At 65.2% G+C, this 23,650-nt stretch carries 22 protein-coding genes; 6 read left to right on the top strand and 16 right to left on the bottom strand.

What is annotated here, in order from left to right:
• Positions 1-20 precede the first annotated feature (20 nt).
• The 6 genes from BMW76_RS15160 to glyA form a co-directional block, all read right to left on the bottom strand.
• The gene (locus BMW76_RS15160) at positions 21-2,933 is read right to left on the bottom strand and encodes a phosphoenolpyruvate carboxylase (protein WP_090866291.1); all 2,913 of its coding nucleotides are present in this window, start codon (positions 2,931-2,933) and stop codon (positions 21-23) included.
• Entirely contained in the window at positions 2,911-3,816 is a 906-nt protein-coding gene (gene sucD, locus BMW76_RS15155) for a succinate--CoA ligase subunit alpha (protein ID WP_090866289.1), read from the bottom strand. The genes BMW76_RS15160 and sucD overlap by 23 nt, the downstream gene beginning before the upstream one ends.
• Positions 3,817-3,827: 11 nt before the next feature.
• Complete coding sequence (locus BMW76_RS15150; RefSeq protein ID WP_090866285.1) at positions 3,828-5,015, bottom strand: malate--CoA ligase subunit beta; 1,188 nt, start codon at positions 5,013-5,015, stop codon at positions 3,828-3,830.
• A gap of 51 nt (positions 5,016-5,066) precedes the next feature.
• Positions 5,067-6,023 carry a D-2-hydroxyacid dehydrogenase gene (locus tag BMW76_RS15145; RefSeq protein ID WP_090866282.1) on the bottom strand — a complete coding sequence of 319 codons (957 nt, stop codon included), beginning with the start codon at positions 6,021-6,023 and terminating at the stop codon, positions 5,067-5,069.
• Positions 6,024-6,121: 98 nt separating this feature from the next.
• Positions 6,122-7,390, bottom strand: a complete 1,269-nt coding sequence (locus BMW76_RS15140) for an aminotransferase class V-fold PLP-dependent enzyme (protein WP_090866280.1) — start codon at positions 7,388-7,390, stop codon at positions 6,122-6,124.
• A 55-nt stretch (positions 7,391-7,445) separates the two neighbouring features.
• On the bottom strand, positions 7,446-8,768 hold the full coding sequence (gene glyA / locus BMW76_RS15135) for a serine hydroxymethyltransferase (RefSeq protein WP_090866278.1): 1,323 nt from the start codon (positions 8,766-8,768) through the stop codon (positions 7,446-7,448).
• A 287-nt stretch (positions 8,769-9,055) separates the two neighbouring features.
• On the opposite strand from glyA, the gene BMW76_RS15130 reads away from it, so the two are divergent.
• The gene (locus tag BMW76_RS15130; protein ID WP_090866276.1) at positions 9,056-9,979 is read left to right on the top strand and encodes a LysR family transcriptional regulator; all 924 of its coding nucleotides are present in this window, start codon (positions 9,056-9,058) and stop codon (positions 9,977-9,979) included.
• Here the strand turns inward: BMW76_RS15130 and BMW76_RS15125 are convergent.
• The 4 genes from BMW76_RS15125 to BMW76_RS15110 are packed head-to-tail and all read right to left on the bottom strand — an operon-like array spanning position 9,976 to position 14,655.
• A complete protein-coding gene (locus BMW76_RS15125; RefSeq protein ID WP_090866274.1) occupies positions 9,976-10,800 on the bottom strand; it encodes a formylmethanofuran dehydrogenase subunit C in 825 nt (274 codons plus the stop codon). The two genes, BMW76_RS15130 and BMW76_RS15125, sit on opposite strands and share 4 nt — an antisense overlap.
• Positions 10,797-11,783 carry a formylmethanofuran--tetrahydromethanopterin N-formyltransferase gene (gene fhcD / locus BMW76_RS15120; RefSeq protein ID WP_090866272.1) on the bottom strand — a complete coding sequence of 329 codons (987 nt, stop codon included), beginning with the start codon at positions 11,781-11,783 and terminating at the stop codon, positions 10,797-10,799. The genes BMW76_RS15125 and fhcD overlap by 4 nt, the downstream gene beginning before the upstream one ends.
• The gene (locus BMW76_RS15115; protein WP_090866270.1) at positions 11,780-13,471 is read right to left on the bottom strand and encodes a formylmethanofuran dehydrogenase subunit A; all 1,692 of its coding nucleotides are present in this window, start codon (positions 13,469-13,471) and stop codon (positions 11,780-11,782) included. The genes fhcD and BMW76_RS15115 overlap by 4 nt, the downstream gene beginning before the upstream one ends.
• A complete protein-coding gene (locus tag BMW76_RS15110; protein ID WP_245763237.1) occupies positions 13,468-14,655 on the bottom strand; it encodes a molybdopterin-binding domain-containing protein in 1,188 nt (395 codons plus the stop codon). The genes BMW76_RS15115 and BMW76_RS15110 overlap by 4 nt, the downstream gene beginning before the upstream one ends.
• A 64-nt stretch (positions 14,656-14,719) precedes the next feature.
• Here BMW76_RS15110 and BMW76_RS41140 point away from each other — a divergent pair, with 64 nt between their 5' ends.
• The 4 genes from BMW76_RS41140 to BMW76_RS15090 are packed head-to-tail and all read left to right on the top strand — an operon-like array spanning position 14,720 to position 17,759.
• On the top strand, positions 14,720-15,070 hold the full coding sequence (locus tag BMW76_RS41140) for a hypothetical protein (RefSeq protein WP_177200388.1): 351 nt from the start codon (positions 14,720-14,722) through the stop codon (positions 15,068-15,070).
• An 18-nt stretch (positions 15,071-15,088) separates the two neighbouring features.
• Positions 15,089-16,087: an ATP-grasp domain-containing protein gene (locus tag BMW76_RS15100; RefSeq protein ID WP_090866264.1), complete on the top strand. Its 999-nt coding sequence runs from the start codon at positions 15,089-15,091 to the stop codon at positions 16,085-16,087.
• Positions 16,077-17,138: a hydantoinase/oxoprolinase family protein gene (locus tag BMW76_RS15095; protein ID WP_090866262.1), complete on the top strand. Its 1,062-nt coding sequence runs from the start codon at positions 16,077-16,079 to the stop codon at positions 17,136-17,138. The genes BMW76_RS15100 and BMW76_RS15095 overlap by 11 nt, the downstream gene beginning before the upstream one ends.
• Positions 17,139-17,168: 30 nt before the next feature.
• A complete protein-coding gene (locus tag BMW76_RS15090; RefSeq protein ID WP_090866260.1) occupies positions 17,169-17,759 on the top strand; it encodes an amino acid kinase family protein in 591 nt (196 codons plus the stop codon).
• Here BMW76_RS15090 and BMW76_RS15085 read toward each other — a convergent pair.
• Genes BMW76_RS15085 through BMW76_RS15070 form a run of 4 tightly spaced genes read right to left on the bottom strand, consistent with a single transcriptional unit; the run spans position 17,741 to position 21,103 of the window.
• Complete coding sequence (locus tag BMW76_RS15085) at positions 17,741-18,511, bottom strand: (5-formylfuran-3-yl)methyl phosphate synthase (protein WP_090866258.1); 771 nt, start codon at positions 18,509-18,511, stop codon at positions 17,741-17,743. The two genes, BMW76_RS15090 and BMW76_RS15085, sit on opposite strands and share 19 nt — an antisense overlap.
• A complete protein-coding gene (locus tag BMW76_RS15080; RefSeq protein WP_090866256.1) occupies positions 18,508-19,101 on the bottom strand; it encodes a DUF447 domain-containing protein in 594 nt (197 codons plus the stop codon). The genes BMW76_RS15085 and BMW76_RS15080 overlap by 4 nt, the downstream gene beginning before the upstream one ends.
• 2 nt (positions 19,102-19,103) lie before the next feature.
• The gene (locus tag BMW76_RS15075) at positions 19,104-20,489 is read right to left on the bottom strand and encodes a DUF6513 domain-containing protein (RefSeq protein ID WP_090866254.1); all 1,386 of its coding nucleotides are present in this window, start codon (positions 20,487-20,489) and stop codon (positions 19,104-19,106) included.
• Positions 20,489-21,103 (bottom strand): flavoprotein, encoded by a 615-nt coding sequence (locus BMW76_RS15070; RefSeq protein WP_218162538.1) that lies wholly within the window; start codon positions 21,101-21,103, stop codon positions 20,489-20,491. Before BMW76_RS15070 ends, BMW76_RS15075 begins: the two co-directional genes overlap by 1 nt.
• A 196-nt stretch (positions 21,104-21,299) precedes the next feature.
• Here BMW76_RS15070 and BMW76_RS15065 point away from each other — a divergent pair, with 196 nt between their 5' ends.
• Positions 21,300-21,713 carry a dihydroneopterin aldolase gene (locus BMW76_RS15065; RefSeq protein WP_090866250.1) on the top strand — a complete coding sequence of 138 codons (414 nt, stop codon included), beginning with the start codon at positions 21,300-21,302 and terminating at the stop codon, positions 21,711-21,713.
• 43 nt (positions 21,714-21,756) lie between these two features.
• Here the strand turns inward: BMW76_RS15065 and BMW76_RS15060 are convergent, their stop codons facing one another.
• Together BMW76_RS15060 and BMW76_RS15055 are read right to left on the bottom strand one after the other, a co-directional pair.
• Complete coding sequence (locus tag BMW76_RS15060) at positions 21,757-22,695, bottom strand: triphosphoribosyl-dephospho-CoA synthase (protein ID WP_090866248.1); 939 nt, start codon at positions 22,693-22,695, stop codon at positions 21,757-21,759.
• Entirely contained in the window at positions 22,692-23,645 is a 954-nt protein-coding gene (locus tag BMW76_RS15055; protein ID WP_090866245.1) for an ATP-grasp domain-containing protein, read from the bottom strand. Before BMW76_RS15055 ends, BMW76_RS15060 begins: the two co-directional genes overlap by 4 nt.
• Between the last annotated feature and the right edge of the window lie 5 nt (positions 23,646-23,650).

The following is a 23,650-nucleotide window of genomic DNA, read 5'->3' as shown; positions in this document are numbered from 1 at the left end:
CGACAGCGAGCAACGGGCGTTTAGCCCGTCGCGCCGAAGCCCGATGCGATGCAGTTGATCGACAGCAGCAGCGGCACCTGGTACGCGCGCCGCTGCCGTTCCGTCTGTGCCGAGCGGTAGAGGCGAAGCAGTTCGATCTGCTGCCGGCTGACGAGGTCGATGGCAGGCAGGCGCCGCTCCAGGCGGGCGCTGAACTTCGGAAAGCGCGTGCCCACTCCAGACGAACCTGTCACGCGATTCACCATCTTCACAGTGAGCCGGTATTCGGCTTCGATCTGCGCGAAGATCGTGTCGCGGATCTGCACGTCCGGTACGAGGCTCGCGTATTCGCGCGCAATGTCGAGGTTGACCTGGGCCAGCGTCTTTTCCACTTCGTCGATGACGAGCCGGAACAGCCGCGATTCGTCGAACATCCGCCGCAGCAGATCGAGTCCGCGGTCCTGACGCACGGAAAGAAAGCCTTCGATCGCGCTGCCCACGCCGTACCAGCCCGTCAGCGCGTGACGGTTCTGCGCCCACGCGAACACCCACGGAATCGCACGCAGATCCTGCAAGCTCTTTGCACCGAAGCGGCGGGCAGGGCGCGAGCCCATGTTGAGCATCGACAGTTCTTCGAGCGGGCTCGCCGCCTGGAAATACGCGAGCATGCCGGGCTGCTCGATGAACTTCGCGTACGCGGCCCGCGACGCGCCAGAGAGCGCCTCCATCGCTTCATCGAATTCGCCCTTGGGCAGCAATGCTTCTTCGCGTTCGGACTTCAGCGTATGTTCGAGCACGCTCGACGCCAGCAATTCGACGTGATACTGGGCCGTGCCGCGATTCGCGTATTTGAACGACACCACTTCGCCCTGTTCGGTCACGCGAAAACGTCCGTTGACGGAACCGGCGGGCAACGCGGCAATCGCGCGACCGGCAGGGATACCGCCGCGGCTCACGGAACCGCCGCGTCCGTGGAAGAACGCGATCGCGATTCCGAGTTCGTCGCCAAGCCGCTTGATCTTCGTCTGCGCCTTCGACAGCTCCCAGTTGCTCGCGAAGAATCCGCCATCCTTGTTCGAATCCGAATAGCCGATCATGATCTCCTGCACGCCGCCTTGCGCGCGGATGCTGCGGCGGACCATCGGCACGGCCAGCAGTTCGCGCAGGATTTCGGGCGCGCGGCGCAGGTCGTCGATGGTTTCGAGCAAGGGCACGACGGGCAGCGTGCAGCTTTCCGTTCCCGCAGCGTCGGAAAAGAGACCGGCTTCCTTCGCAAGCAGATAGACGCCGAGCACATCGCTCGCCCGATGCGTCATGCTCAGGATGAACGCACCGAATGCGTTGCGATCCACCTGCTGGCGCATCTCCCGCACGGTGCGGAAAATCTGCAGCGTCTGTGCCTCTTCGGGCGGCAGCGACTGGAAACGGCGCTCGCGCTCCTCTTCGCTGTCCGACGCTTGACCGAGTTCGCCGATGAGCCACGCTTTCCATTCGTGTGAGTCGCTCACGGGCGGCTCGCCGGATGTGCCGCAGGTCGCGCGCCACAACGCACGCAGCGTTTGCTCGATGACCGTCGTGTTCTGACGCAGGTCGAGCTGCACGGTGCTGAAGCGGAACGTCTCCACTTCGTGCCGCAACGGCCGTATGAGCATCCGCGCGAGTTGACCGCTTTGCGTCGCGAAGAGCGTCTGCTCGAGGACGAGCAGGTCGGCCGCAAGCTCGTCGGCGCTCGTGTAGCCGCCCTGAACGGGCGCGCCGTCGGCGGGACGGCTCGCGTTGGCGAGCGTCGCATCGAGGCGTCGCAAGATGCACGTCAGATATTGGCGGAACAGTTCACCGGGATTGCGCGATGCGATCGACGTGGGTTCGCCGCTCGCCATCAGCGCGCGCGCCAGTGCCTCGTGAAAACTGTCCGGCACGGGCAGCGCCTCTGATGTAATGCTCAGCATCTGCGTCAGTTCGGCGAGACGCAGCCGGTAGCGCTTCAGACACGCGAGCCGGTTCTCGTGCAGTGTCGCGCGCGTGACGCTGTCATCGACGAACGGATTGCCGTCGCGGTCTCCGCCTATCCACGAACCGAACTGGAAGAAGCGCGGCATGTCGAAGCGCTCGCCCGGATAGTGGCGTTCGAGCGCGCCCTGCAGCTTGTCGAACAGCAGCGGCACGGCTTCGAACAGCGTCTCGCCGAAGAAGTGCAGCCCCCACGCGACTTCCTGCGCAACCGTGGGCTTTTCGAGCCGCAACTCGCCGCTCATCCACAACAGCTCGATATCGTTCCTGAGCGCGTGGATCAGCGTGTAGCGTTCGCGCGGCGTCCAGCGCGGCGATTCGAGTTCCATCAGGCGCCGGTAGATGCGCCGGTGGATTTCGAGCACCGTGACGCGCTTCGCTTCCGTCGGGTGGGCCGTCAGCACGGGGCGCACTTTCATATGACTGAGCGCGTCGCGCACTTCGCTGGCGGGAACGCCTGCGCCGGCGACCTCGGCAATCACGCGCGCGAACGAATCGGGCAGCCGGTCATAGCCGCCTTCGATTTCGATCTCGCGGCGCCGGCGCATTGCGGTGCTCTGCTCGGCGATGCTGAGCAGCTGGAACCACATGCCCTGTGCCTGCAGCATGCGGCGCAGCACGACGCGCGCGGTGCGGTCGTCCATCCGCTCGCGCATCAGCTCGCTCATCGATTCGTGCGCGGACTCGCCGCGCAGCGTGCGTTCGACTTCGGGCTGACGGGCATGCGCAATATCGCGCAACAGTTCCGACAGCAGGTCGATTACGGCGTGTTCATAGTCGTCCGCGCTGAGTGTGGGCAGGGACGCCGACGCAGCCGCGAGCTTGTGCAGCCCGTCGGCGTCGGCGTGCCTGCCCGCATGGAGGGGGCGCACAGCCTCGACGCGCGGCGAGTCGGGCTGTGTATCGATGCCGTAGCCCCAGTCAGGCAACGCGGCGCGCGACATTGTCTTCGAGCACAGAGGCAACGGTGGAACCCAGCTCGGATGCGCTGGGCGCAACCGAAAGGCCGTAGGACTTCATGATTTCCGCTTTCTCGGCTGCACTGTCGCCCGCCGCCGAGATGATCGCGCCCGCATGTCCCATGCGCCGACCCTTCGGCGCAGTGAGACCGGCCACATAGCCGACGACGGGCTTCGTCATATGCTCGCTGACCCACTTCGCGGCTTCCGCTTCCTGCGGTCCGCCGATCTCGCCGATCATCACGACGGCCTCGGTCTCCGGGTCTTGCTCGAACAGCTTCAGATGATCGAGGAACGAGCTGCCGTTGATGGGATCGCCGCCGATGCCCACGCTCGTCGTGACACCGAGGCCGAGCGCGTTGAGCTGCGCGGCGGCTTCGTAGCCGAGCGTGCCTGAGCGCGACACGATGCCGATATTGCCGCGCCGGTAGATGCGCCCCGGCATGATGCCGAGCATCGCGCGTCCGGCGCTGACGATGCCCGCGCAGTTCGGGCCGACCACCATCGTGCGGGTTTCCTTCGGATAGCGCAGCAGATAGCGCTTGACGCGCATCATGTCCTGAGCCGGAATGCCGTCCGTAATGACGCAGACGAGCTTCAGCCCTGCGTCGGCGGCTTCCATGATGGCATCGGCGCAATAGGGCGGCGGCACGAACACGAGGCTTGCCGTCGCACCCGTTTCGCGCACGGCGTCTTTCACGGTGTCGAATACGGGGCGATCGAGATGCCGATGTCCGCCTTTGCCCGGCGTCACGCCGCCGACCACGTTGGTTCCGTAGGCGATCATCTCTTTCGCGTGGAACGATGCCTTGTCGCCCGTGAAGCCTTGCACGATCACACGGGTGGTTTCGTCGATCAGGATGCTCATGTCCGTTCTCCTTATCTGTGATTGCCGGCTTGGCGCGCGCGATGCGCCTTGGCGGCCTCGACGGCCTTTTGCGCCGCCTCCAGCAGCGATTGAGCCGCGATGATGGGCAGGCCGCTTTCCTTGATGATGCGTCGTCCCTCTTCGACGTTCGTACCCGCGAGCCGCACGACGAGGGGCACTCTCAGCCCGCGTGCCGCCTGCACGACGCCCTCGGCGACCCAGTCGCAGCGATTGATGCCGGCGAAGATATTGACGAGCACGGCCGACACGTTCTGGTCGGACAGCACGAGGCGAAACGCGGCCGCCACGCGCTCGGGCGACGCGCCGCCGCCGACGTCGAGGAAGTTGGCCGGCTCGCCGCCCGCGTACTTGATGGTGTCCATGGTCGCCATCGCGAGGCCGGCGCCGTTGATGATGCAGCCGATGTCGCCGTCGAGCCCGACGTAGTTCAGGCCGAATTGCGCGGCTTCCGCTTCGCGCGGATCTTCCTGCGCCGCGTCGCGCATCTCCGACACGTGCGGATGGCGGAACAGTCCGTTGTCGTCGAACGAGACCTTGGCGTCGAGGGCGATCACGCGATCGTCAGCCGTCACGACGAGCGGATTGATTTCGACCATCGTCGCGTCGAGGTCGCGAAACGCGCGATACGCGCCCATGATCGCGGAGACGGCACGGCTGACCTGCTTGATGGTCAGGCCAAGGCCGAAAGCGAGCTCACGCGCCTGGAAGAGCTGCAAGCCGACGGCGGGCTCGACCACCGTCTGAAGCACGGCTTCCGGGTTCGTCCGCACGACCTCTTCGATATCCATGCCGCCCTGCGACGAAGCGATGACGCGCACGCGTTCCGCCTTCCGGTCGAGCACGATGCCGAGATAGATCTCGCGTTCGAACTTCTCCGCGACTTCGACGTACACACGCTCGACGACCTTGCCTTCCGGTCCCGTCTGCGTCGTCACAAGATGCTTGCCGAACAGCGAGGTCGCGGCTTCGTGCACGTCGTGATAGGTCTCGCACAGCTTGATGCCGCCCGCCTTGCCGCGCGCGCCCGAATGGATCTGCGCCTTGACGGCCCAGTGCCAGCCGCCGAGTTCCGTCGCGCAATACACGGCCTGATCCGGCGTGTAGGCGACCGCGCCGCGCTGGATCGGCACGCCGAAGCCAGCCAGCAGGTCTTTGGCCTGATACTCGTGAATGTCCATGTCGATGTCTCCGTGGTATTGCTGGTGTGTTCCTGTGTGTCTCCGCAGCCGTCAGATCACGAGATTACGAGGCTCGCCGCGTGCGAATGCCTCGATGTTCTCGATCAGCTGGTCGGCGAGCGACTGCATCGCGTCGTCGGAGGCCCACGCAACGTGAGGTGTGAGGATGAAGTTCGGCAGATCGAGTTCGAGCAGCGGATTGCCCGCGACGGGCGGCTCCTGGCTCAGCACGTCGAAGCCTGCTCCCGCAATCAGCCCTTCCTTGAGCGCCGTGGCGAGCGAGGCTTCGCAGACGAGCCCGCCGCGCGCCGTATTGATCAGCAGGCAGTCGCGCTTCATGATGCGCAACTCGTCCAGACCGATCAGATTGCGCGTGATGGGCGTGAGCGGCGTGTGCAGCGAAATCACGTCGGACGTGCGCAGCAGCGTGTCGAGCGGCACGTAGTCGAGACCCGGCGTGCGCGCGCGCTTCGAGTCGTGGGCGGCGAAGATCACACGCATGCCGAAGCCGCGCGCGATCTCAGCCGTGCCCTGACCGAGCGCGCCGCCGCCGATGATGCCAAGCGTCGAGCCGTGCAGATCGCGGATCGGGTGATCGAAGAAGCAGAACTGCTTCGCCGTTTGCCAGCGTCCGCGCTGCACGTCGCTGCGGTAGGCGAGCAGGTTGCGCCGCAATGCGAGGATCAGCGCGAACGTGTGCTCGGGCACCGTCTGGGTCGCATAGCCGCGAATGTTCGCGACGGCGATGCCGCGCTCGCGACAGTACGCCGTATCGACACAGTCGTAGCCCGTCGCCGCCACCGCGATCATCCTGATCGACGGGTGCCTGTCGAGCATATCGGCCCGCAGCGGCACCTTGTTGGTGATCGCAATGGTGGCGCCTTCGAGCCGCTGCGCGACCTCGTGTTCCGAGGTCGATGCGTACTGGACCCAGCGATGCGCGAACGTCGGACGCCGGACGTCGGCATTCAGCGTGGAACGGTCGAGAAAGACGATGTCGTGTTGCATGATGTCGTGGGTGCCGTGATGTGAGCGTGAAGAATCGCGACCCGATGCGTGAGCATCGGCATGAGCATCGGTCGCCGCGATCGCCGGGATCGCTGCGATCAGGCAGCGGCGACGCGGCGCACGGCGGGCTGTGCGGCCGGCTGCGTTGCCGCCTGTGCCCCTGCCTGCGCGCCCGGCACATGCGTGCGCCAGTACTGCCCGGCCGCACCGACGCCGCTGCCCGGACGCACGTCGATACCGGCATCGAGCATCGCCATTTCAGCGCCCGCGATCGCGCTCGTCAGCATCAGCTCGTTCAGGTCGCCGAGGTGGCCGATGCGGAACACCTTGCCCGCCACCTTCGAAAGACCCGCGCCGAGCGCGAGGTTGTAGCGGCGATACGCCGTGTCGATCACCTGTGCGGCGTTGAACCCTTCCGGCACGACGATCGCGGACACCGTATCCGAGTGCCACTTCGGTGCCTTCGCGCACACGTCGAGTCCCCAGCCTTCCGTGACGGCCGCGCGCACGCCCGACGCGAGATAGTGATGCCGCGCGAAGACGTTTTCGAGTCCTTCCTGGAACAGCAGATCGAGCGCGGCGCGCAGCCCGTACATCAGCGAAAGGGCAGGCGTGTACGGGAAATAGCCCGTTGCGTTGGCGCGCACCATGTCGGCGAGATCGAAGTAGCAGCGGCGCGATTTCGCGTGCGCGATGGTCTTCAGCGCCTTCTGGCTCACGCACAGGATGCCGAGGCCAGCAGGCAGCATCAGGCCTTTCTGCGAGCCCGTTACGGCCAGATCGACGCCCCATTCGTCCATGCGGAAATCGATGCAGCCAATCGAGCTCACGCCATCGACGAAGAGCAACGCGGGATGCCCTGCGTCATCCATCGCGCGGCGCAGCGCGCCGATATCGCTCGTCACACCCGTTGCCGTTTCGTTGTGGCACGCGAGAATGCCCTTGATCGTGTGCTGGCGGTCCGCCTTCAAGATCTCCGCGATCCGTTCGACGGGCACGCCTTCGCCCCAGTCGACATCGAGAATCTCGACATCGAAGCCCAGGCGCTGCGCCATGTCGGCCCACAGATGGCTGAACTGGCCGAAGCGCGGCACGAGCACCCGGTCGCCGGGCGACAGCGTGTTCGTGAGCGCCGCCTCCCATGCGCCCGTGCCCGACGACGGGAAAATGAACGGCTGGCCTTCGGCTGTCCGATAGATCTTCTTCAGATCGGCGAGCAGTCCATGCGCGAGTTCGGGAAACTTCGTCGAGCGGTGGTCTTCCATCGACACGACCATCGCGCGCTGCACGGCGTCGGGAATATTCGTCGGACCGGGGACAGCGAGAATGTTGCGTCCGGGGATGCGCGTGCCTGAAGTATTCGACATGGTTTGTCTCCTTGAGTGATGGGCTTTGAGAATCCGTTCGAAGGGCTTGCGTATTTCAGCGGGCCGTGTGACTTGCAGCCGCGCTGTCGTCCCGCGATGCGGGCGTGTCGTGGCGCAGCGCGTCCGGTGCGTCGCGATAGACGCGGAACCTCGCGGTGAGCGCGAGCACGGCATCGGCCGTGCGGCGGATCACGAGATCGTTGCCCGGCGCGTCGAGCACATCGGCGATCAGATGCGCGAGCTGTTCGGCTTCGGCTTCGCGCAGGCCGCGCGTCGTGATGGCGGGCGAGCCGATGCGCACGCCGCTCGTGACGAAGGGCTTTTGCGGATCGTTCGGAATCGCGTTCTTGTTGACCGTGATGAACGCGCGGCCCAGCGCGGCTTCCGCCTCCTTGCCTGTCACGTTCTTCGCGCGCAGGTCGACGAGGAACACGTGCGAATCGGTGCGTCCCGACACGATCCGCAAGCCGCGTTGCTGGAGCGTCTGCGCGATGGTCCGCGCGTTGACGAGCACCTGTTGCTGGTATTTGCGGAAGTCGTCGGTCATCGCTTCGCGCAGCGCGGCAGCCTTGCCCGCGATCACATGCATCAGCGGGCCGCCCTGGATGCCGGGAAAAATCGTCGAATCGATTGCCTTGGCTCTCTGCGCGCTGGCGAGAATCAGGCCGCCGCGCGGACCGCGCAGCGTCTTGTGCGTGGTGGTGGTCACATAGTCCGCGATGCCGACCGGGCTCGGATAAAGTCCCGCCGCGACGAGACCCGCGTAGTGCGCCATATCGACGAGCAGGGACGCGCCCACGCTGTCGGCGATGGCGCGAAAACGCTGCCAGTCGATTACGAGCGAGTACGCGGACGCGCCCGCGACGATCATGCGGGGCCGATGCGTCTGCGCGAGTTTCTGTGCTTCGTCGTAGTCGATTTCTTCCGTATCGGGATTGAGGCCGTACGACACGGCGTTGAACAGCTTGCCGCTGACGTTCACCGACGCGCCATGCGTAAGGTGTCCGCCGTGCGCGAGCGACATGCCGAGAATGGTGTCGCCGGGTTTCAGCGCGGACAGATACACAGCCTGATTCGCCTGCGATCCCGAATGCGGCTGCACGTTCGCATAGTCGGCGTTGAACAGCTGCTTCGCGCGGTCGATTGCAAGCTGCTCGACGACGTCGACGTGTTCGCATCCGCCGTAATAGCGGCGGCCCGGATAGCCCTCCGCATACTTGTTGGTCAGCTGCGATCCCTGTGCTTCGAGCACGGCGGGCGACGTGTAGTTTTCCGATGCAATCAGTTCGATGTGGTCCTGTTGACGCTGCGTTTCCGCTGCGATCGCATGGCGCAATTCCGGGTCGGTGACGGCGAGCGTGTTTTTGTAGCTGAACATGAGTGAACCTCTCTTTCGTCCGTTTGTTTCCGTGTGTTCGTCCGTGTGTTTCTTCCCTGTGCTTCTTCCGTTTGGCATTCCTGTTGAAACGATGGTAGAGGCGCGCCGCCCAAAACACTCATTCGGGTTACTTATCCGACCCATAACCTCGCTTGTGAGCCTTGCGGGACGGGCGTGGCGCCTCGCGGAGTACCTCCTCTTGGGCATTGCGGACGTAGACCCGGCTGATACAGTTGAGGCGTGAAATCAAGCCGTTTTGGCCGAGCGTTTGGGAGGTAGGGAGCGAGATGCTGCATCTGACTTTGCGTCAGCTACGGGTTTTCGAAGCGAGCGCGCGCCACCTGAGCTTTTCGCGCGCAGCCGAGGAGCTTCATCTGACGCAACCCGGCGTTTCGTCGCAACTGAAGCAGCTCGAAACGACCATCGGCATGCCGCTGTTCGAGCAGATCGGGCGGCGCGTCTTCCTGACCGCGGCGGGCAAGGAGCTGTACAGCCATACGCGGCTGCTCCAGCAACAGTTGTCGGTCCTCGAAGAATCACTCGACCAGCTGCGCGACATGAAGCAGGGCAAGCTGAAGGTGTCGCTCGTGAGCGGCACGACGAACCCGCTCGCGCTTCAGCTGATCGCGAAGTTCACGCGGGCGTTTCCGGGCGTGAGGGTGAGCCTGTCGGTCGGCAACAGGGAGTGCGTGCTGAACGAACTCGCGAGCAACCAGACGGATCTCGCGATCATGGGACTTCCGCCCGAAGGCCAGGGGCTCGCTGCCATGCGTGTGGCGAAAAATCCGCTCGTGATGATCGCGCCGCCCGATCATGCGCTCGTGCGCGAGCGCCGTATCGCGCTCGATGCGCTGGAACGCGAAACGTTCCTCGTGCGAGAGTCCGGTTCCGGCACGCGCCGCGCGATGGAGCGCTTCTTTGCCGAACACCGCATCAGTTTTCGTCCGGGCATGGAAGTGAGCAGCAACGAGGCCGTCAAATGGGCCGTGCAGGCGGGCATGGGTCTGTCAGTCGTTCCGCTTGCGACGATCATGGCCGAACTCGAAACGCTGCGGCTCAAGGTGCTCGACGTCGAGCACTTTCCGATCGTCCGGTATCTGTACCTGGTGCATCGCGAGAGCAAGCAGCTTTCGGCTGCCGCGTCAGCGTTCAGGGAGAGCCTGATGAGCGGCGCGCACGAGGCGGGCGAGCACGTCTTGATGGAGGCTTAGCCGGGCAGCAGGATTTCTCCCTTGCCCTGAACCGATACATCGCCGCGCAGCCGCCGGGGCGCCTGATCGCGAGACAGCATCGCAAACGCACCGCCCTCGCGCGCGAGGGTCGGCACGAGCAGCCGCCAGAACACGTCGATATCGCTGCTGTTTTCGGCGAAGCGCTGGGTCGCGGGCCAACCGGGATCGAGCAGCAACAGGGAGCCGCGCCGCATCCCGTAAGCGGGATGTTCGCCGATGCCGCCCGCGATGGCGATGGTGCCCGCGACCATCCGCGACGCGACGAACGCGCCCACCGAGCCGAAGACCACGACCGTTCCGCGACGCATGCGATCGCCGAGCCGCGCGCCCGCGTCTCCGTGAATCACCAGCGTGCCGCCGCGCATGCCGTCCATGTCGCCCGGCAGCGCGGCGCCCGCGAAATCGCCCGTATTGCCGCGAATCTCGATACGCCCGCCCGACAGTTCACACGCAGTAAAGTCGCCGCAATGACCTTCGACGATGATCGTCCCCGCGCGCATCTGCGTGCCTGCATAGTCGCCCGCATTGCCGTCGACGAGGATATGGCCCGCATCCATGCGAGAGCCGAGCCGGTCGAAGCGCTGCATATCGCCTTCGAACACGAGTTGCGCGGCGTCGCGCTTCGTTTCGCCGATCTCGACCGCGAACAGGTCGCCGACACTGATCCGCTCGCGGCCATGCCAAAGCGTGATCGCACTGATTGCACCCGCATCGAGCTGCGCGAGCCGTGCGGGCAGAAGCTCGCGCGCATCGATGCGCAACGCGGGCGCGTGCTTCAGGCGTAACGTGATGCGCTTCATCGGCCCTCCGGCGGCTCGGACAACGGATCGCACAACTGATGCAGATGGAAGTGAAACGGCCCGAGCTTGCCGCCGTAGTTGCCTGCGGAGATTCGCACCAGACCGTTTTCCACGCCAGCCTTCGCGCCCGTCGCGGCGTCGATGCCGACGCGCATGGCCTCGGCCACGTCCGACTCGCTCAATCCGTCGATCACGATTTCGAGCACGCTGCGCACGTCCGTATCGAGTTCCGTGCGTTGCGCGAGTTCAGCGAGGCCGGGGCAGAATGCGTCGTTGGTCGAAGCGGGCAACGCCGCGTACTTCGAGCCGACCTTCGATCCCGAGCGCACGACGCCGCCCGGAAACGGCAGGATTACGTTCGGCACGTTGCGCATCGCCTGCACGGCGGTCTGCGCAGCCACGAGCGCGGCGTCCGTATCGCGCGCGAGGAAGAGCAGATTGCCGCCGCCCACGCCCTTGACGACGGACGTCGTTTCCTCCGCGACGAATTCGCCGTCCATCACGGGGACGCGCCAGAAGCGCTTGCCGTCAATCAGCTTCGCGATCTGCCAGCCGTCGCCGAAGAAGCGCAGATTCTTGCCGAGCGCGATGGGCTCGCCCTCCGAGATGCCGCCGAACACGGCCGTCGTCGGGCAGGTTAGCACGCACTGTCCGACGCGACGCTCGACCTGTTTCGCGAGTTCCTTGCCGGACATCGAAAAGAGCAGCAGCGCGACGCCGGGCCGTCCGTCGGGTGTCTCGTCGCGCGGCAGCTCGCGCTCGATGCCTGCCTCGCATCCGCATGCAATCACGGATGTCGCAAAGCCGGTTGCCGCGATGGCCGCGTTGCGCGCCCACGTGGCATCGCGCGCCGTCACGATGAGGCGCGTCGCCTTCATCGGAAATGCTTCGGCGAACGTGTCGTCGATCGAGATGCCGCGCACGATGCGCGGCGCAGCCGGCCGTTCGGCAACGGGTGCCGTGTCGGATGACGCGATGCTCATGACGCAGACTCCGCACGCGGTTGTCGGTGTATGCCGCACGCGGCGGGCAGCAGACGTCCGCCGTTGCCGCACAGGCAAAGTTCATCGCGGCTGATGGGCGCGCGCCGAAGGTTGGTCGCGAGATAGGCGTCGCCGTAGTCTTCGATCACCTTTTCGATCGAGCGATCAAACTCGGGCTCGACGTAATGGGTGCCGCCCACAGGCGTCGCGACGATGCGCCCTTCGCGCGCAACCAGTTCGCCGTCCTTGAACACGAAGGCCGGCGCGCGGAACATCGCTTCGCGGTCGGGATGCTCGCGGTACACGGCGATGTCGGCGGCCGCCCCCGTGTCGAGCCGCCCGCGATCCGCGAGGCCCAGCAGGCGGGCAGGCGCGGCGCGCGTCAGGATCGCGATTTCGTTGAGATCGAGTTCGCGTGTGAGGCTCGCAAGCGGCGATTGCGTGGCGACATCGGGATGAAGCTTCGCCAGTTGTTCGTCGCGGAACGATTTGTCCATCAGCAGGCGGATCAGATGCGGGTAGCTGGTGAAGGGACCGCCGTTCGGATGATCGGTCGTGAGCGTGATCTGCCACGGGTTCTTCACCAGCAGGAACAGTTCGAGACCGATTGTCCATTGCAGTGCGTTGACATAGCTCGTCTCGCGGTAGCGAAACGGTACGACGCCACAGCCCGCATCGCATTCGATATCGCCCGCAATCCACTTGCGCGGCGATGCGAACGCGGCCTGTCTGACCTGCTTCATCGTGTCGCCCGATGCCGTCACCGTCTGACCGAACATGATCTGGCCGACGTCGATCGAGACGTTGGGATTCGCATTGACCGCCTCGGCGATGCGATGCGCCGCCGACGAAAATTTCTTCGGTCCGTCGTTACCGTAGCTGTGGAACTGGATGTGCGTGAGATGGCCGGGCAGACCTTCCAGCGCGTCGATGGTGGCGAGCGTCGAATCGATATTGCCAGGCACGCCGAGATTGCTCGCATGAATATGCAACGGATGCGGCACGCCGAGGTCGGTGAGCGCGCGCGAGAGCACATGCAGCACGTCGCGCGGCGTGATCCCGTAGTGGACATGATGCTCGTCGACATCGAGGCTGCGCTGGTTGAACTTGAACGCCGAAATGCCGCCGGGGTTGACGACCTTCACGCCGAGCGCGCGGCTCGCGTTGATCGACCAGCCGACGTAATCGCGCATGCGCTCGTAGTCGGCGTGCTCGGCCAGCATCCGCAGGAACAGGTCGTCGTTGCCGAGCATCACATAGGCGCCGTGGTCGATGATCGGCGTGTCGCCCATTTCGAGGTGCGTGTGACGCGCGTTCGATGCGATCATCGCCGGCTCGAACGCGGCCGTATAGCCCATCTCCGCGTACCGATAGCCCGTTGCGAAAGTGCCCGGCGTGCAGTCGCCGCACGAGGCGAGTTCGAGCGGATTGTCGGACGCGCTGCGGCCGCGATGATCTTCCGGCATCAGCACGCGTGCGAGATTGACCTTGCCGCCGCCGATATGCGAGTGCATGTCGATGCCGCCCGCCATGACGATCATGCCCGACGCGTGGTATTCGCGATCGACGGGCTCGTGTCCATGCAGCTCGACGATCTTGCCGTCGCGCACGCAGATGTCCCTGATCTGCCCTTCGATGCGCGAAGCGGGGTCGAACACGCGGCCACCGCGCAAGCGGAACGTGCTCATCGGGCGGGCTCCTTTGGCGCGGAAGGCGCAAATGGCGCGGACGCAACGGATCGCGCAGTGGATTGAAGCGCAGCGTGAGATCGTGCGATCTGTCCGGCGACGTGCGCGACAGTCGGCAACGTATCGTCATAGATGGGCACGAGCGGCAGCACGACACCGCCGTCCGCGCGGAACAGATGACCGGCGGAACCAATGCCCGGTGTCGATACGGGAATGAACAGCGTCGGCCCCCGGCGATCCGCGCACACTGACGCGAGGCGCGGATGACCGAGCACGATCGTCGGCATGTCGGTGTGCGGCGGCGGCAGGTCGGCGCTGAAACTGGCGATCCACACGAGCGTATCGACGGCATGCTCGTCGAGCAGCCGTGCCGTGTCATAGCGATGCGGATCGTGTTCGAGACCGGTCCGATGAATGCCCGTGCGCAGCGGCAGACCCGACATCCACGTCAGCGTCTGGTTGACGGTGGCCGCGCCGTCTTCTCCGCCGAGCGCGAGCGTGCCCGCGCGCGTCTTGACGTTGATCGACTTGGCGAGACGATCCAGTGCTTCGACCAGCAGTGCCGCATGATCGCCGGGCAGATCGGCCGTATTCCAGACGAGCGTGACGTAACGCGCCGCAAGCATCCGGGCGGCTAACGATTCGAGCGCGGCCGCGTTGCCCGGCATTGGCCTGTCTTTCAGAAGCTGATCGATCCGCGTGTTCAGCAGCGCAACCGTCTCGTACAGATCGCCTTGCAACGCAATCGCGCGTTGCGAAACCGTTGCTGGCTGCGCGATGCGTGCGAGGTCCGCATCGACATCGCTGCCGACGAATATCACGTCGCGCCGCACGGGACCCGTTGCATCGGCAGGCTTTACGCCGATCCCGCAGCGCTTGAAGAAGTCCGGGTATCTCGCCGTGGGTGTCGACGCGAAACAGACGATCAGGTCCGAGCGCGCGCGCACTTCGGATAGCGTGGTCGTGAACGCGCCACGATCCTGCATCGCCGTGAGGGTGCGCATCAGCGAGCGGCCATGTGCGTGATCGATGATCGCAGCGCTCGCGTTAGCGAGCCGATATAGCGCGCGCGTGCCAGCCACATCGGTGGCCATGCCCGCGAACAACGGCTGCCTGGCAACGCCTAGCCATTGAGCCGCGACGTGGATCGCGTCGTCGACAGGCAAGGGTTTGCCGTCGTGCATCGGCTGCGACTGAGCGGGACGTGTGCCGAACTGCGCAAGCGAGCGAGCGGCACGCGGACAGTCGGTGCCGTTCAGCGTCAGCGTCGCGTCGGTGCCGACCGAAAGCCGATCGCATAACAGCGGACAGAACGGACATGTCCAGGAGGTAAGAGAACTGATCGAGGTCATGACCGGCTGTCAGCAACTCATATGCCATCGGCGGCGAAGCGGCATCGTGCGTTTGATTGCCACAGCCTGCGCGATTCCAGCCGCAGCAATGCAAAGCTCGCATTCGATGTGTTTTGCGCCGCGCGCGATGCAGACTGTCACGCGTCGTGTGATCGCGAACGGCGAGGCCGGCGGGAGCGCCATTGCACGCACCAGCACGCCGATCGGTGGCATGGAACATGAATGTGCCGAACGCGAAGCGCAATGACCTGCACGGAAGCGAGCGATGAAGAAGATCCTGTTGTACGAATATCTCAGCGGCAATGGTTTCGCCGATCGATGGGTGTCAGCGGAACTGCGGATGCAGGGCAGGGCGATGCGCGACGCCGTTGCGCGCGATCTGGTGCGTTCCGGCCACGTCGCGCTGACCTGCGTGGCCGGCCATGATGAAGCGCACGACGCGACGGACACAGCGCTCGCAATCGAATGGTGTCCCGCGCCGTTTGCGATACCGCCATCGCGCTTTCTCGCAGCCGAAGCGCGCCGTCACGACGCCGTATGGGTGATCGCGCCCGAGACGGACGGCGTGTTGAGCACGTTGTGCGAGGCCGTCGATCCTTCACGATGGATCGGCTGCGACGCGGCGACGCTGCATATCGCGAGCAGCAAGCGACGCACGGCACGCTATCTCGCGCGGGCTGGCATCGCGACGCCGCGCGCGTGGTCGGTGAAAGCGCCCCTCGAAGTCGCGAGGAACGCCAGCGCCTGGGTCGTCAAACCCGACGATGGTGCGGGTGCCGTCGATACTGTTTTCTTTCACGACTATCGGATGGCCGAATATGTTTTCCTGCGCCGTGCCGCGGCGCGCGAGCGTGTCACGCTCGAAGAGTGGATCAGCGGCGATGCGCTCAGTCTTTCGCTGCTTTGCGCGCGCGGTCATGCCGAGCTTCTCGGCATCAACCGGCAACATATCGGCGTATATGATGGACAGGTCGCCTACGAAGGACTGACGGCGAACGCCGTTTCGTTGTCGAGCGAAAAGGCGTCGACGTGCCGGTCGCTCGCCGCGCGTGTGGCGCGCGCGCTGCCGGGGCTTGCCGGGTTCGTCGGCGTCGATCTGGTGTGGCATCCTCGACGCGGCCCCGTCGTGATCGAAATCAATCCGCGCGCGACGTGCGCCTACCCCGCGCTTGCCGGCGTCCTCGATATCAACATCGCCGCAAGCGTGGTCGCGGAACACTTCGGACTGGGCGATGACTTCAAACGGAGACGTTATGCCGCGTGACCTCGTGATTGGCTGGGACATCGGCGGCGCGCATGTGAAGGCGGCTCGCGTCGAGGCGGGGCGCGTGTGCGACGTGAGGCAATGGGTCTGTCCGCTCTGGCAAGGCGTCGCGAATCTGGATGCCGTATTCGACGCAGCGGCGCAACGCTGGCCCGATCATGGCGACGCCGAACATGCGGTGACGATGAGCGGCGAAATGGCGGACATTTTTGCCAACCGCGAGGCAGGTGTTGCAGCGTTGGCGCAGAGGTTTGCGAGCCGTTTCGGTCAGCGCGCGTCGTTCTACGCAGGGCGCTCGGGATGGCAGCCGTACGAAACCGTCGCGGACCATTGGGCCGATGTTGCGTCTGCGAACTGGCATGCGACGGCGGCATTGATCGCGGCGCGCGTGCCCGCCGCCGTGCTCGTCGATATCGGCAGCACCACCACGGATTTCATCGCGATCCGCGACGGCGTGCTCGTCTCGCGCGGGATGGACGACGCAGGGCGGCTCAGATCGCGTGAGCTCGTGTATCAGGGCGTCGTGCGCACGCCGTTGTGCGCGCTCTCGCAGCGCATCCGCTTTCGCGGCGAGCCGCACAACGTGATGAACGAGCTGTTCGCGACGACGGCCGATGTGTACCGGCTGACGGGCGAACTCGATCCGCTGCACGATCAGCATCCCGCCGCCGACGGTGCCGCGAAGGACCGCATCGCGAGTTGCCAGCGTCTTGCCCGCATGATCGGGCGCGATGCACGCGATGCGTCGATGGCGGATTGGGACAGCTTCGCCCGCGAATGGCGCAACGCGCAGCTTGCGCATCTGTCGACGAATCTCGCGCAGGTGCTCGGACGCGTCGGCCTCGCACATGACGTCGTGCTCGTATCGGCAGGCTGCGGCGCGTTCCTCGCGGATGAACTGGCGACCCAGTTCGGGCGCGACGTGATCACGTTTGCTTCGCTCACGCAAGCCGACGATGCGGCCGCGCGCTGGGCACAGGTCTGCGCGCCCGCCGTGGCTGTCGCGCTGCTGCGTGCGGACGAACGTTGCACTGCCGACGCGAACGTTTGAAACCTCAGCACTTGCGCATACGGAGCGCCTATGTGGGTGGTCAAGATCGGTGGCAGTCTGAGCCGCGATCCGTTGCTGGGAGAATGGCTCGCGCATCTGAGCGAGTTCGGCCGCGGACGGGTCGTGATCGTGCCGGGCGGTGGCGGATTCGCGGACGAGGCACGCGAGCATCAGGACATCTGGCGTTTCGACGACGTCGCCGCGCACAACATGGCCGTGCTTGGGATGGCGCAATACGCGGTGATGATGCACGGCCTGTGCCGGCGTCTCGTGATCGCCGCGACAGACGCGCAGATTCGCGCCGCGTTGCACGCGGGCCGCGTCGCCGTGTGGGCGCCGCTCGATCTGCTGTTTCAGGAAGCCAACCGGCTGACCAGCTGGGACGTGACCTCCGACAGTCTCGCCGCATGGCTCGCGAACCGGCTCAATGCAGAGCGTCTGGTGATCGTGAAGTCGTGCGAGATCGAACCGGCGTGTTCGATCGACGACTACGCGGCGCTCGGCATCGTCGACCCGTCATTTGCCGGCTTCACGCGCGACGCGTCGTATCCCGTCGATCTCGTCAACAGGAACGACGCGTCGCGCGTACGCGACCGGCTGCTTCATGCAACCGCGGACTGAGCGGCGACTTCGAAGCCGGGATCGTTGGTGGCTGGATGTGTCGCGGGGTTTGCCGTATGTGTCGACCCCGCGAGGAGTGCACGCAGATCGCGCACGCGTGCGGCATTGAGCCGGCCGGTGCGCGGGCCATCGCACAGTGCCGTCCGGAAACCGGCGATGTCGGGACTCAGGGCGCGGATCAACGGCACATGCTTGCCGAGCAGCGCACCCGCCAGCCCCGCCATCACATCGTGCACGCGCGCGATCTGCACCATGCTGTCGAGCACGGCAAGCGGCACGCATTGAAAAAGATTCCCACGCTTCTTGCTGGCCGTATCGACCATCACCCCTGCAAAACGCAGTTCGCACGCGTGTTCGACTACCCGCAGATCGAGGCCGTTGTCGACCAGCAGCACGGGCACCATGTTCCAGTGAAGGCCGCGCATATACGTGAGGGTTCGGCACGCGGTATCGAATGAAGCGCTGTCGGCAGGAACGCCTGCCTTCACATAGTCGACGCCGCAACGTCCCGCCTGTGACGCGCGAAATTCGAGCGATGCGTCGTCTCCAGGCAGCAGATCGCCGATGGCCGCGCTGATGGGCAACTGTGGATGTTCCGCGCGCAGCGACTGTACGAGATGCGCGATCCGGGGCGCGGAAACGGCGCCGAGCGCGCCCGCCGCCGGCTCTTTCAGATCGATCAGATCGGCGCCGGCGCTGGCGGCTTCGCGCGCTTCGTCGAGATTGCGCACACTGGCGAGCATACGGATCATAAGGCCTCCTCGGTTGAGACTCGAGCGGCCGCAGCCGATCTCGCGTAAAAGACGTTCACTGCCTCCATCAGCCATTGCCACGCCTGCTGTTCGCGCGGACCGGCCGTCTTGCCGATGGCAATGGAAAGGTAGGCAATTTCCGACTCGATCTTCTCGTGCGGCAACATCGCGAGCCGGCTGACCAGCACCGCCCCTTCGATCACAGCGGCCTGCGCGCGGTTGAAGCCGGTGAACGGCGCATCCGTGCACAGGGCGATGCATTGCATGACGAGCGCCGGGCGCTGCGGGTCGCCATTGATCGAGACGAGGCGCAGCTCGGCATGCGCGAGCGTATCGTCGAGCCGCACGCACGGCACCTTGTGGACAGGGACCGTCGGCCATGCGCGGCGGCCCGTGACGCAGCCAGCGAACACGCGGACGTCCGTCGTGAAGTTGACGACGGCGCAGCCCGTCAACACAACGTTGTCGTAGGTGGCCGACGGCAGAAACGGCATCAGGACGAACGTGTCGCCTTCATGGCGCACGCCCATCGGTGCGATGTGCGGCGTGCCGTCGGGCGTTACCGTCGTGACTACGGTTTCGTGGATCATCGTCAGGCTTCCTTTCTGCGAGTGGTGCCGGGCGCGCATTGCGTGAGCAGGCTGGTTGCGTCGCGCGGGATTGCGCATCCCCATTCGAGTGGCTGATCCTGGCTATAGCGCTTTCCGAGCCGCCAGGCGAGTTCCGCGCGCGCGAGTTCGACGCCCATGTAAAAAGCGTGCGCGCCGTCCGCTTCGAGCCGCAGATGCGGCCAGAGCGCAAACGCATCGGTGGCGACATGATGGCCGTCGCGGTTGTACGCGTGGATGCCGTCCGTCGACACCTGGACGCGAAAATTCGGATCGCGGATCGCCGCGGCCGTCGCCGCGATCTCTTCGGGCGTATCGGGAAAGGGATGTTTGGCGTGCACCGTCATCAGCTGATGGGTGAAGCCCTTGGGCAGCGTCTGATGCTCGCGGGCCGCGAGCATCATGCGGCGCGCGACATCGGCTTCGCGTATCGCGCAACGCGCATGGCCGCTGACCTGCGTCGTGAGAATGCCCGCGATGTTCAGTTCGACACCGATGCCAAGCAGCAACGCGTGCATGCCGCTGGTATCGGCTTCCGTGAGTTCCGTGACGTTGCCCGTGCCCATCAGGATCGGTGCATCGGGATAGCGCTCGCGCAGCCGTTGATAGCGCGTCAGCGACTTCAGCAGCCCGAAGGGCAGCGGATCGAGTATCGGATCGGCGAGAAACGGCCGGCCATTTTGCAGCATCGTATCGATCGCGCGGTACAGCGATGCTTCGTCGCCGGGCTGGCGCGGAATCAGCACGGGCGTCGCGTCGATTTCGTTGAGCACCCACAGCGTGTCGGCCGTCAGGCTCAACAGATAGTCCGCACCCGCGCGGCCGCCGCGCACCAGTTCCTTGACGTCCATCGAATCGACGCTGACCTTGAACCCTTGCGCCTTCAGTGCGCGGATCGTGTCGGCCAGATGAGGAAACGGCGTAGCGGGCAGGCAACCGAGATCGATCACATCCGCGCCATCAGCAGCAAGCGAGGCCGCGCGTGCACAGATCGCATCGACACTGAGATGCGGCGCATCGACGATCTCCGCGAAGATCGCGATATCGTGCTTCGACAGATCCACCGGGCGGGCCGTGCGGTCGAACCAGCCGGGCAGATCCTTCAGTTCATCTGGCCCGCGCTGGACCGGAATGCCATAGTGCGCGGACAGCGCATCGAGATCGCCACGGCATCGGCCGGGAACGATCATGCGATCGGCCGCGAGCGGGGCTGCGACGCGGCGGCGGATCATGTCCGCCGTCATCAACGCCGCGACCTGCAGGCCGATCTCGCGTATCTCCCAACTGAAAGGCGTGGGCGCGAGGCTGTGCAGCACGCGTTCGAGCGCGGGCTGGGCGAGGCGGCCGGTGAGAAAGACGATGTGCTCCATCAGACGCTCGCACAGCACGTCGTGCGGCTTTCGGCAACGCGCGCGTCGAGTGCCGCGCGCAATTCGTCGAGCGAGCGCACGACCTGGCAATGATCGATCTGCGTCAATCGCTCGACGTTATCGAGTTCGATATTGCGTGGCCGCAGCTCTACCCAGTCAAGCGGACTCCTGGTGACGACGACGGGCTCTGTGTCGCACGCGAATACGATGCCCGGAATGCCGAGCTTGCCGGCCTGCGCGAACATGTTGGTCGGCAACGTATCGGCGATGCCGAACGCGCATTTGGCAACTGTATTGCTGGTGGCGGGTGCAATGACAACCGTGTGATAGCGGCCCGCGTCGTACAGCATGCCGACGGGCACGGCGCTCGCGCTGTTATCGCGGAACACGCGAAAGCGCGCCTTCAATTGCGCGAGATCGAGCTTGTATAACGGCAGCACTTCTTCTGCCGCGCGCGACAGGAACAGATCGACGTGGGGCAGCAGCCTGGCCGCGATGTCGAGCGATTCGGCCAGCCCGTGCCCGGAGCCTGTGATCGTCCACGCGAAGCGGGCCGAGGCGGGGGCATCATCGGTATCGGTATCGGTATGGCGTATGTGGGTCGTCGTCGTCATCATCGATCATGCAGCCAGGTTGTTCAGTTTGCGATACAGAGTGCGACGCCTCTCGATCAGCCCACTGTCGGGCTACGGACCGTGCGCGCGATGCGCATGGCTCGTGCGAGAGCATTCACACCGATCGCTTGCGACATTCATGCCTGGGCCGCTTCTTGCATGACAGCGATCGACGAACCGACCATAAGGAACCCAGATGAACGTCATCGACAAAAACGTGCTCGAGCGGCCACATCTCGCTGCGTCGGAAATGGACGTGATCTTTATCGAAGGCTTCGAGGGCGATACGGTCATCGGCATCGACCCGGACGAGTTGACTACTCCGCAGCCGGTGCGGATCGATCTGTGGGCGGGCGTGCCGCACAGTCACGCATGCGACACAGATCGCATCTTCGACACCATCGACTACAGCAAGGTGCACACGGCGCTGGAATCGCTGCTCGCGACGCACAAGCTGCAATTGCTGGAGGCGTTGGCGGAAACGATCGCGCAGATGCTGCTCGTCGACTTCGGCGCGCATTGGGTTCGGGTTTCGCTGGCGAAGCCCCGCAAATTCGCCAACGTGAAGGCAGTGGGTGTGACGATCGAACGGACCGTGCGTTGGCCGTGAACGTCGACGCACGAGGCGAAGCAGTGCAACAGGCGCGTGTCGCTCAGCTTTCGATTGCGATATCGAGGCTGCCTGCGCGTGCTTCGCTTTCGCTTTCGAAGCAGCGCACGCGCAGCAACGACGGGTCGAGGGATGCGGCGGCGAACAGCGTCGCGACTGTGAGATCGGCGCTCGTGCCTGGATTGATGCCGTCGCGTTTCAGTGCCGTGTCCCATGCTGCGAGTTCGATGGGATCGAGCGTCGCCCGAGCGTGCCACGTGCGGGCATCCTGAGTGACCTTGCGGGCCAGCGCGATACCGTGCTTTCGCGCGATATGCGAGTCGGGCCAGTGCGACAGAAAGCCAAGCCAGGTTCTGAGTACCGCTTGCAAGAGACACGGCTCATCGACGGGACCACAGCCCAATGCCGCGCGCAACTGGCTGAGCCCATATCCGAGCACATCGGCGAACCCGTTTGCGTATTGACGCGCGATGCTGTCGCGGTCCCTCGCGAGTGACATCGCGCACAGCAGATCGACGGTCGGCGCCGTACCGACATTCTGGCTGGGCGCTTCTCCCAGCCCGCCCGGATTGGCGAGCGCGATCGCGCGATACGCGGCGCTTGCATCGGCAAGATCCAGACGCGATAACGTCGCACGTAGGGCAACATGCGCGTCGTGTACCGTGGGTGTGGGGCGCATGCAAAGCAGGTTCTCGAACGCGTGCGCAAGGGGCGCGCACAGCAGCACGATACCCAGATTCGTATTGCACCCGGCCGCCGCCATCGACATGCTCACTGCGCGTTCGATGCGCTCTCCCACAGGCGCGCCTCGCGCTGTTATGGCATAGCGTGCCGCCTGTGCGCTGGCGAGAAAATGACGCGCGGTCATCCCGTGGCCCCGCGCGCCTATGCTGACGTTGCCGGGCTTCGCGCAGAGGACATCGAGCGTGCACGCCCATACGAAGGCGTCGGTGATCGTATCGATGCGCGTGTCGGGCGTCATGCGACTTCCTTGATGTTGCCCGTGCTTCGCCCGAGCGCCATGCGCCGGTTCAGCAGATCGTCGACGATGCAGCCCGCGATATCGAACGGCGTCACGGACTGCAGCCCTCGCCATGCAGCCACACCGTTGACTTCGATGACGGTCGCGCCGAATGAATTGTCGTCGCAAGGAATCAGATCGACGCCCGCATAGTCGAGCCCTAGCGCGGCGCTCGCGCGCTCGGCGAGCGTGGCGAGCGGTTCGCTGAGCGCTGCCGCTTCGCAGCGTCCGCCTTGCGCGACGTTGTGCACCCAATGCTCGCTGATCCGGCGCATCGCCGTCACGGCCTTCCCGCCGATGACCATCACGCGCCAGTCATAGCCCGGCTCGCTGACGGGCCTGACGAAACGCTGCAGATACGCAAGCTGCCCATACGCTTTCAACGCAGGAAGCGGTTCGCAACCTTCGCTGCTTGCGCCGACTCGCGCAATGCCTTTTCCTTGCGAGCCGAATAGCGGCTTCATCACGATGTCGTGACCTTTCGCGCATTCTCGCATCAGCACGCGTTGCGCGAACGGTGCGGATTCGCTGACCCAGGTCGGTGGCGTCGGAATGCCCGCGCGATGCAGCAAAAACGTGGTCATCGACTTGTCGACGCTGCGTTCGATCGCGCGCGCGTCGTTGTAGACGGGCACGCCGAGTTCCCGAAGTGCGTGCAGGATGCCCAGCCGCACGGTGACCTGCTCGAACGTGCCGCCCGCGATGCCGCGCACGATGACGGCATCGGGCAGTCCACGTCCATAGCCGGGTATCGCGAGGCCATGCGGCGCGTGCGTGGTGTCGAAGCGGCAGTCGGCCAGATCGACGCAGCGGCCAAGCGCGCCACGCTCGCGCAACGCACGCTTGAGGCGCGACGTATGCCAGCCGGTTTCATCCGTCATGATCGCAACAGCGAGCGGGATGCCTGTCATCTCGG

The sequence above is a fragment of the Paraburkholderia diazotrophica genome, from assembly GCF_900108945.1.
GTDB lineage: Bacteria > Pseudomonadota > Gammaproteobacteria > Burkholderiales > Burkholderiaceae > Paraburkholderia > Paraburkholderia diazotrophica.
Note: the sequence above shows the minus strand (reverse complement) of the source record. Positions and strands in the feature narration are given on the sequence as shown.

Coding starts and splice junctions, on each gene's coding strand:
- BMW76_RS15070 (WP_218162538.1), bottom strand. CDS start 21,103: ATGACGACGACGACCCACATACGCCATACCGATACCGATACCGATGAT.
- BMW76_RS15130 (WP_090866276.1), top strand. CDS start 9,056: ATGCTGCATCTGACTTTGCGTCAGCTACGGGTTTTCGAAGCGAGCGCG.
- glyA (WP_090866278.1), bottom strand. CDS start 8,768: ATGTTCAGCTACAAAAACACGCTCGCCGTCACCGACCCGGAATTGCGC.
- BMW76_RS15090 (WP_090866260.1), top strand. CDS start 17,169: ATGTGGGTGGTCAAGATCGGTGGCAGTCTGAGCCGCGATCCGTTGCTG.
- BMW76_RS15085 (WP_090866258.1), bottom strand. CDS start 18,511: ATGATCCGTATGCTCGCCAGTGTGCGCAATCTCGACGAAGCGCGCGAA.
- BMW76_RS15080 (WP_090866256.1), bottom strand. CDS start 19,101: ATGATCCACGAAACCGTAGTCACGACGGTAACGCCCGACGGCACGCCG.
- BMW76_RS15100 (WP_090866264.1), top strand. CDS start 15,089: ATGAAGAAGATCCTGTTGTACGAATATCTCAGCGGCAATGGTTTCGCC.
- BMW76_RS15115 (WP_090866270.1), bottom strand. CDS start 13,471: ATGAGCACGTTCCGCTTGCGCGGTGGCCGCGTGTTCGACCCCGCTTCG.
- BMW76_RS15065 (WP_090866250.1), top strand. CDS start 21,300: ATGAACGTCATCGACAAAAACGTGCTCGAGCGGCCACATCTCGCTGCG.
- sucD (WP_090866289.1), bottom strand. CDS start 3,816: ATGAGCATCCTGATCGACGAAACCACCCGTGTGATCGTGCAAGGCTTC.
- BMW76_RS15055 (WP_090866245.1), bottom strand. CDS start 23,645: ATGACAGGCATCCCGCTCGCTGTTGCGATCATGACGGATGAAACCGGC.
- BMW76_RS15060 (WP_090866248.1), bottom strand. CDS start 22,695: ATGACGCCCGACACGCGCATCGATACGATCACCGACGCCTTCGTATGG.
- BMW76_RS15145 (WP_090866282.1), bottom strand. CDS start 6,023: ATGCAACACGACATCGTCTTTCTCGACCGTTCCACGCTGAATGCCGAC.
- BMW76_RS15075 (WP_090866254.1), bottom strand. CDS start 20,489: ATGGAGCACATCGTCTTTCTCACCGGCCGCCTCGCCCAGCCCGCGCTC.
- fhcD (WP_090866272.1), bottom strand. CDS start 11,783: ATGAGCATCGCGTCATCCGACACGGCACCCGTTGCCGAACGGCCGGCT.
- BMW76_RS15110 (WP_245763237.1), bottom strand. CDS start 14,655: ATGCACGACGGCAAACCCTTGCCTGTCGACGACGCGATCCACGTCGCG.
- BMW76_RS15125 (WP_090866274.1), bottom strand. CDS start 10,800: ATGAAGCGCATCACGTTACGCCTGAAGCACGCGCCCGCGTTGCGCATC.
- BMW76_RS15140 (WP_090866280.1), bottom strand. CDS start 7,390: ATGTCGAATACTTCAGGCACGCGCATCCCCGGACGCAACATTCTCGCT.
- BMW76_RS15150 (WP_090866285.1), bottom strand. CDS start 5,015: ATGGACATTCACGAGTATCAGGCCAAAGACCTGCTGGCTGGCTTCGGC.
- BMW76_RS15160 (WP_090866291.1), bottom strand. CDS start 2,933: ATGTCGCGCGCCGCGTTGCCTGACTGGGGCTACGGCATCGATACACAG.
- BMW76_RS15095 (WP_090866262.1), top strand. CDS start 16,077: ATGCCGCGTGACCTCGTGATTGGCTGGGACATCGGCGGCGCGCATGTG.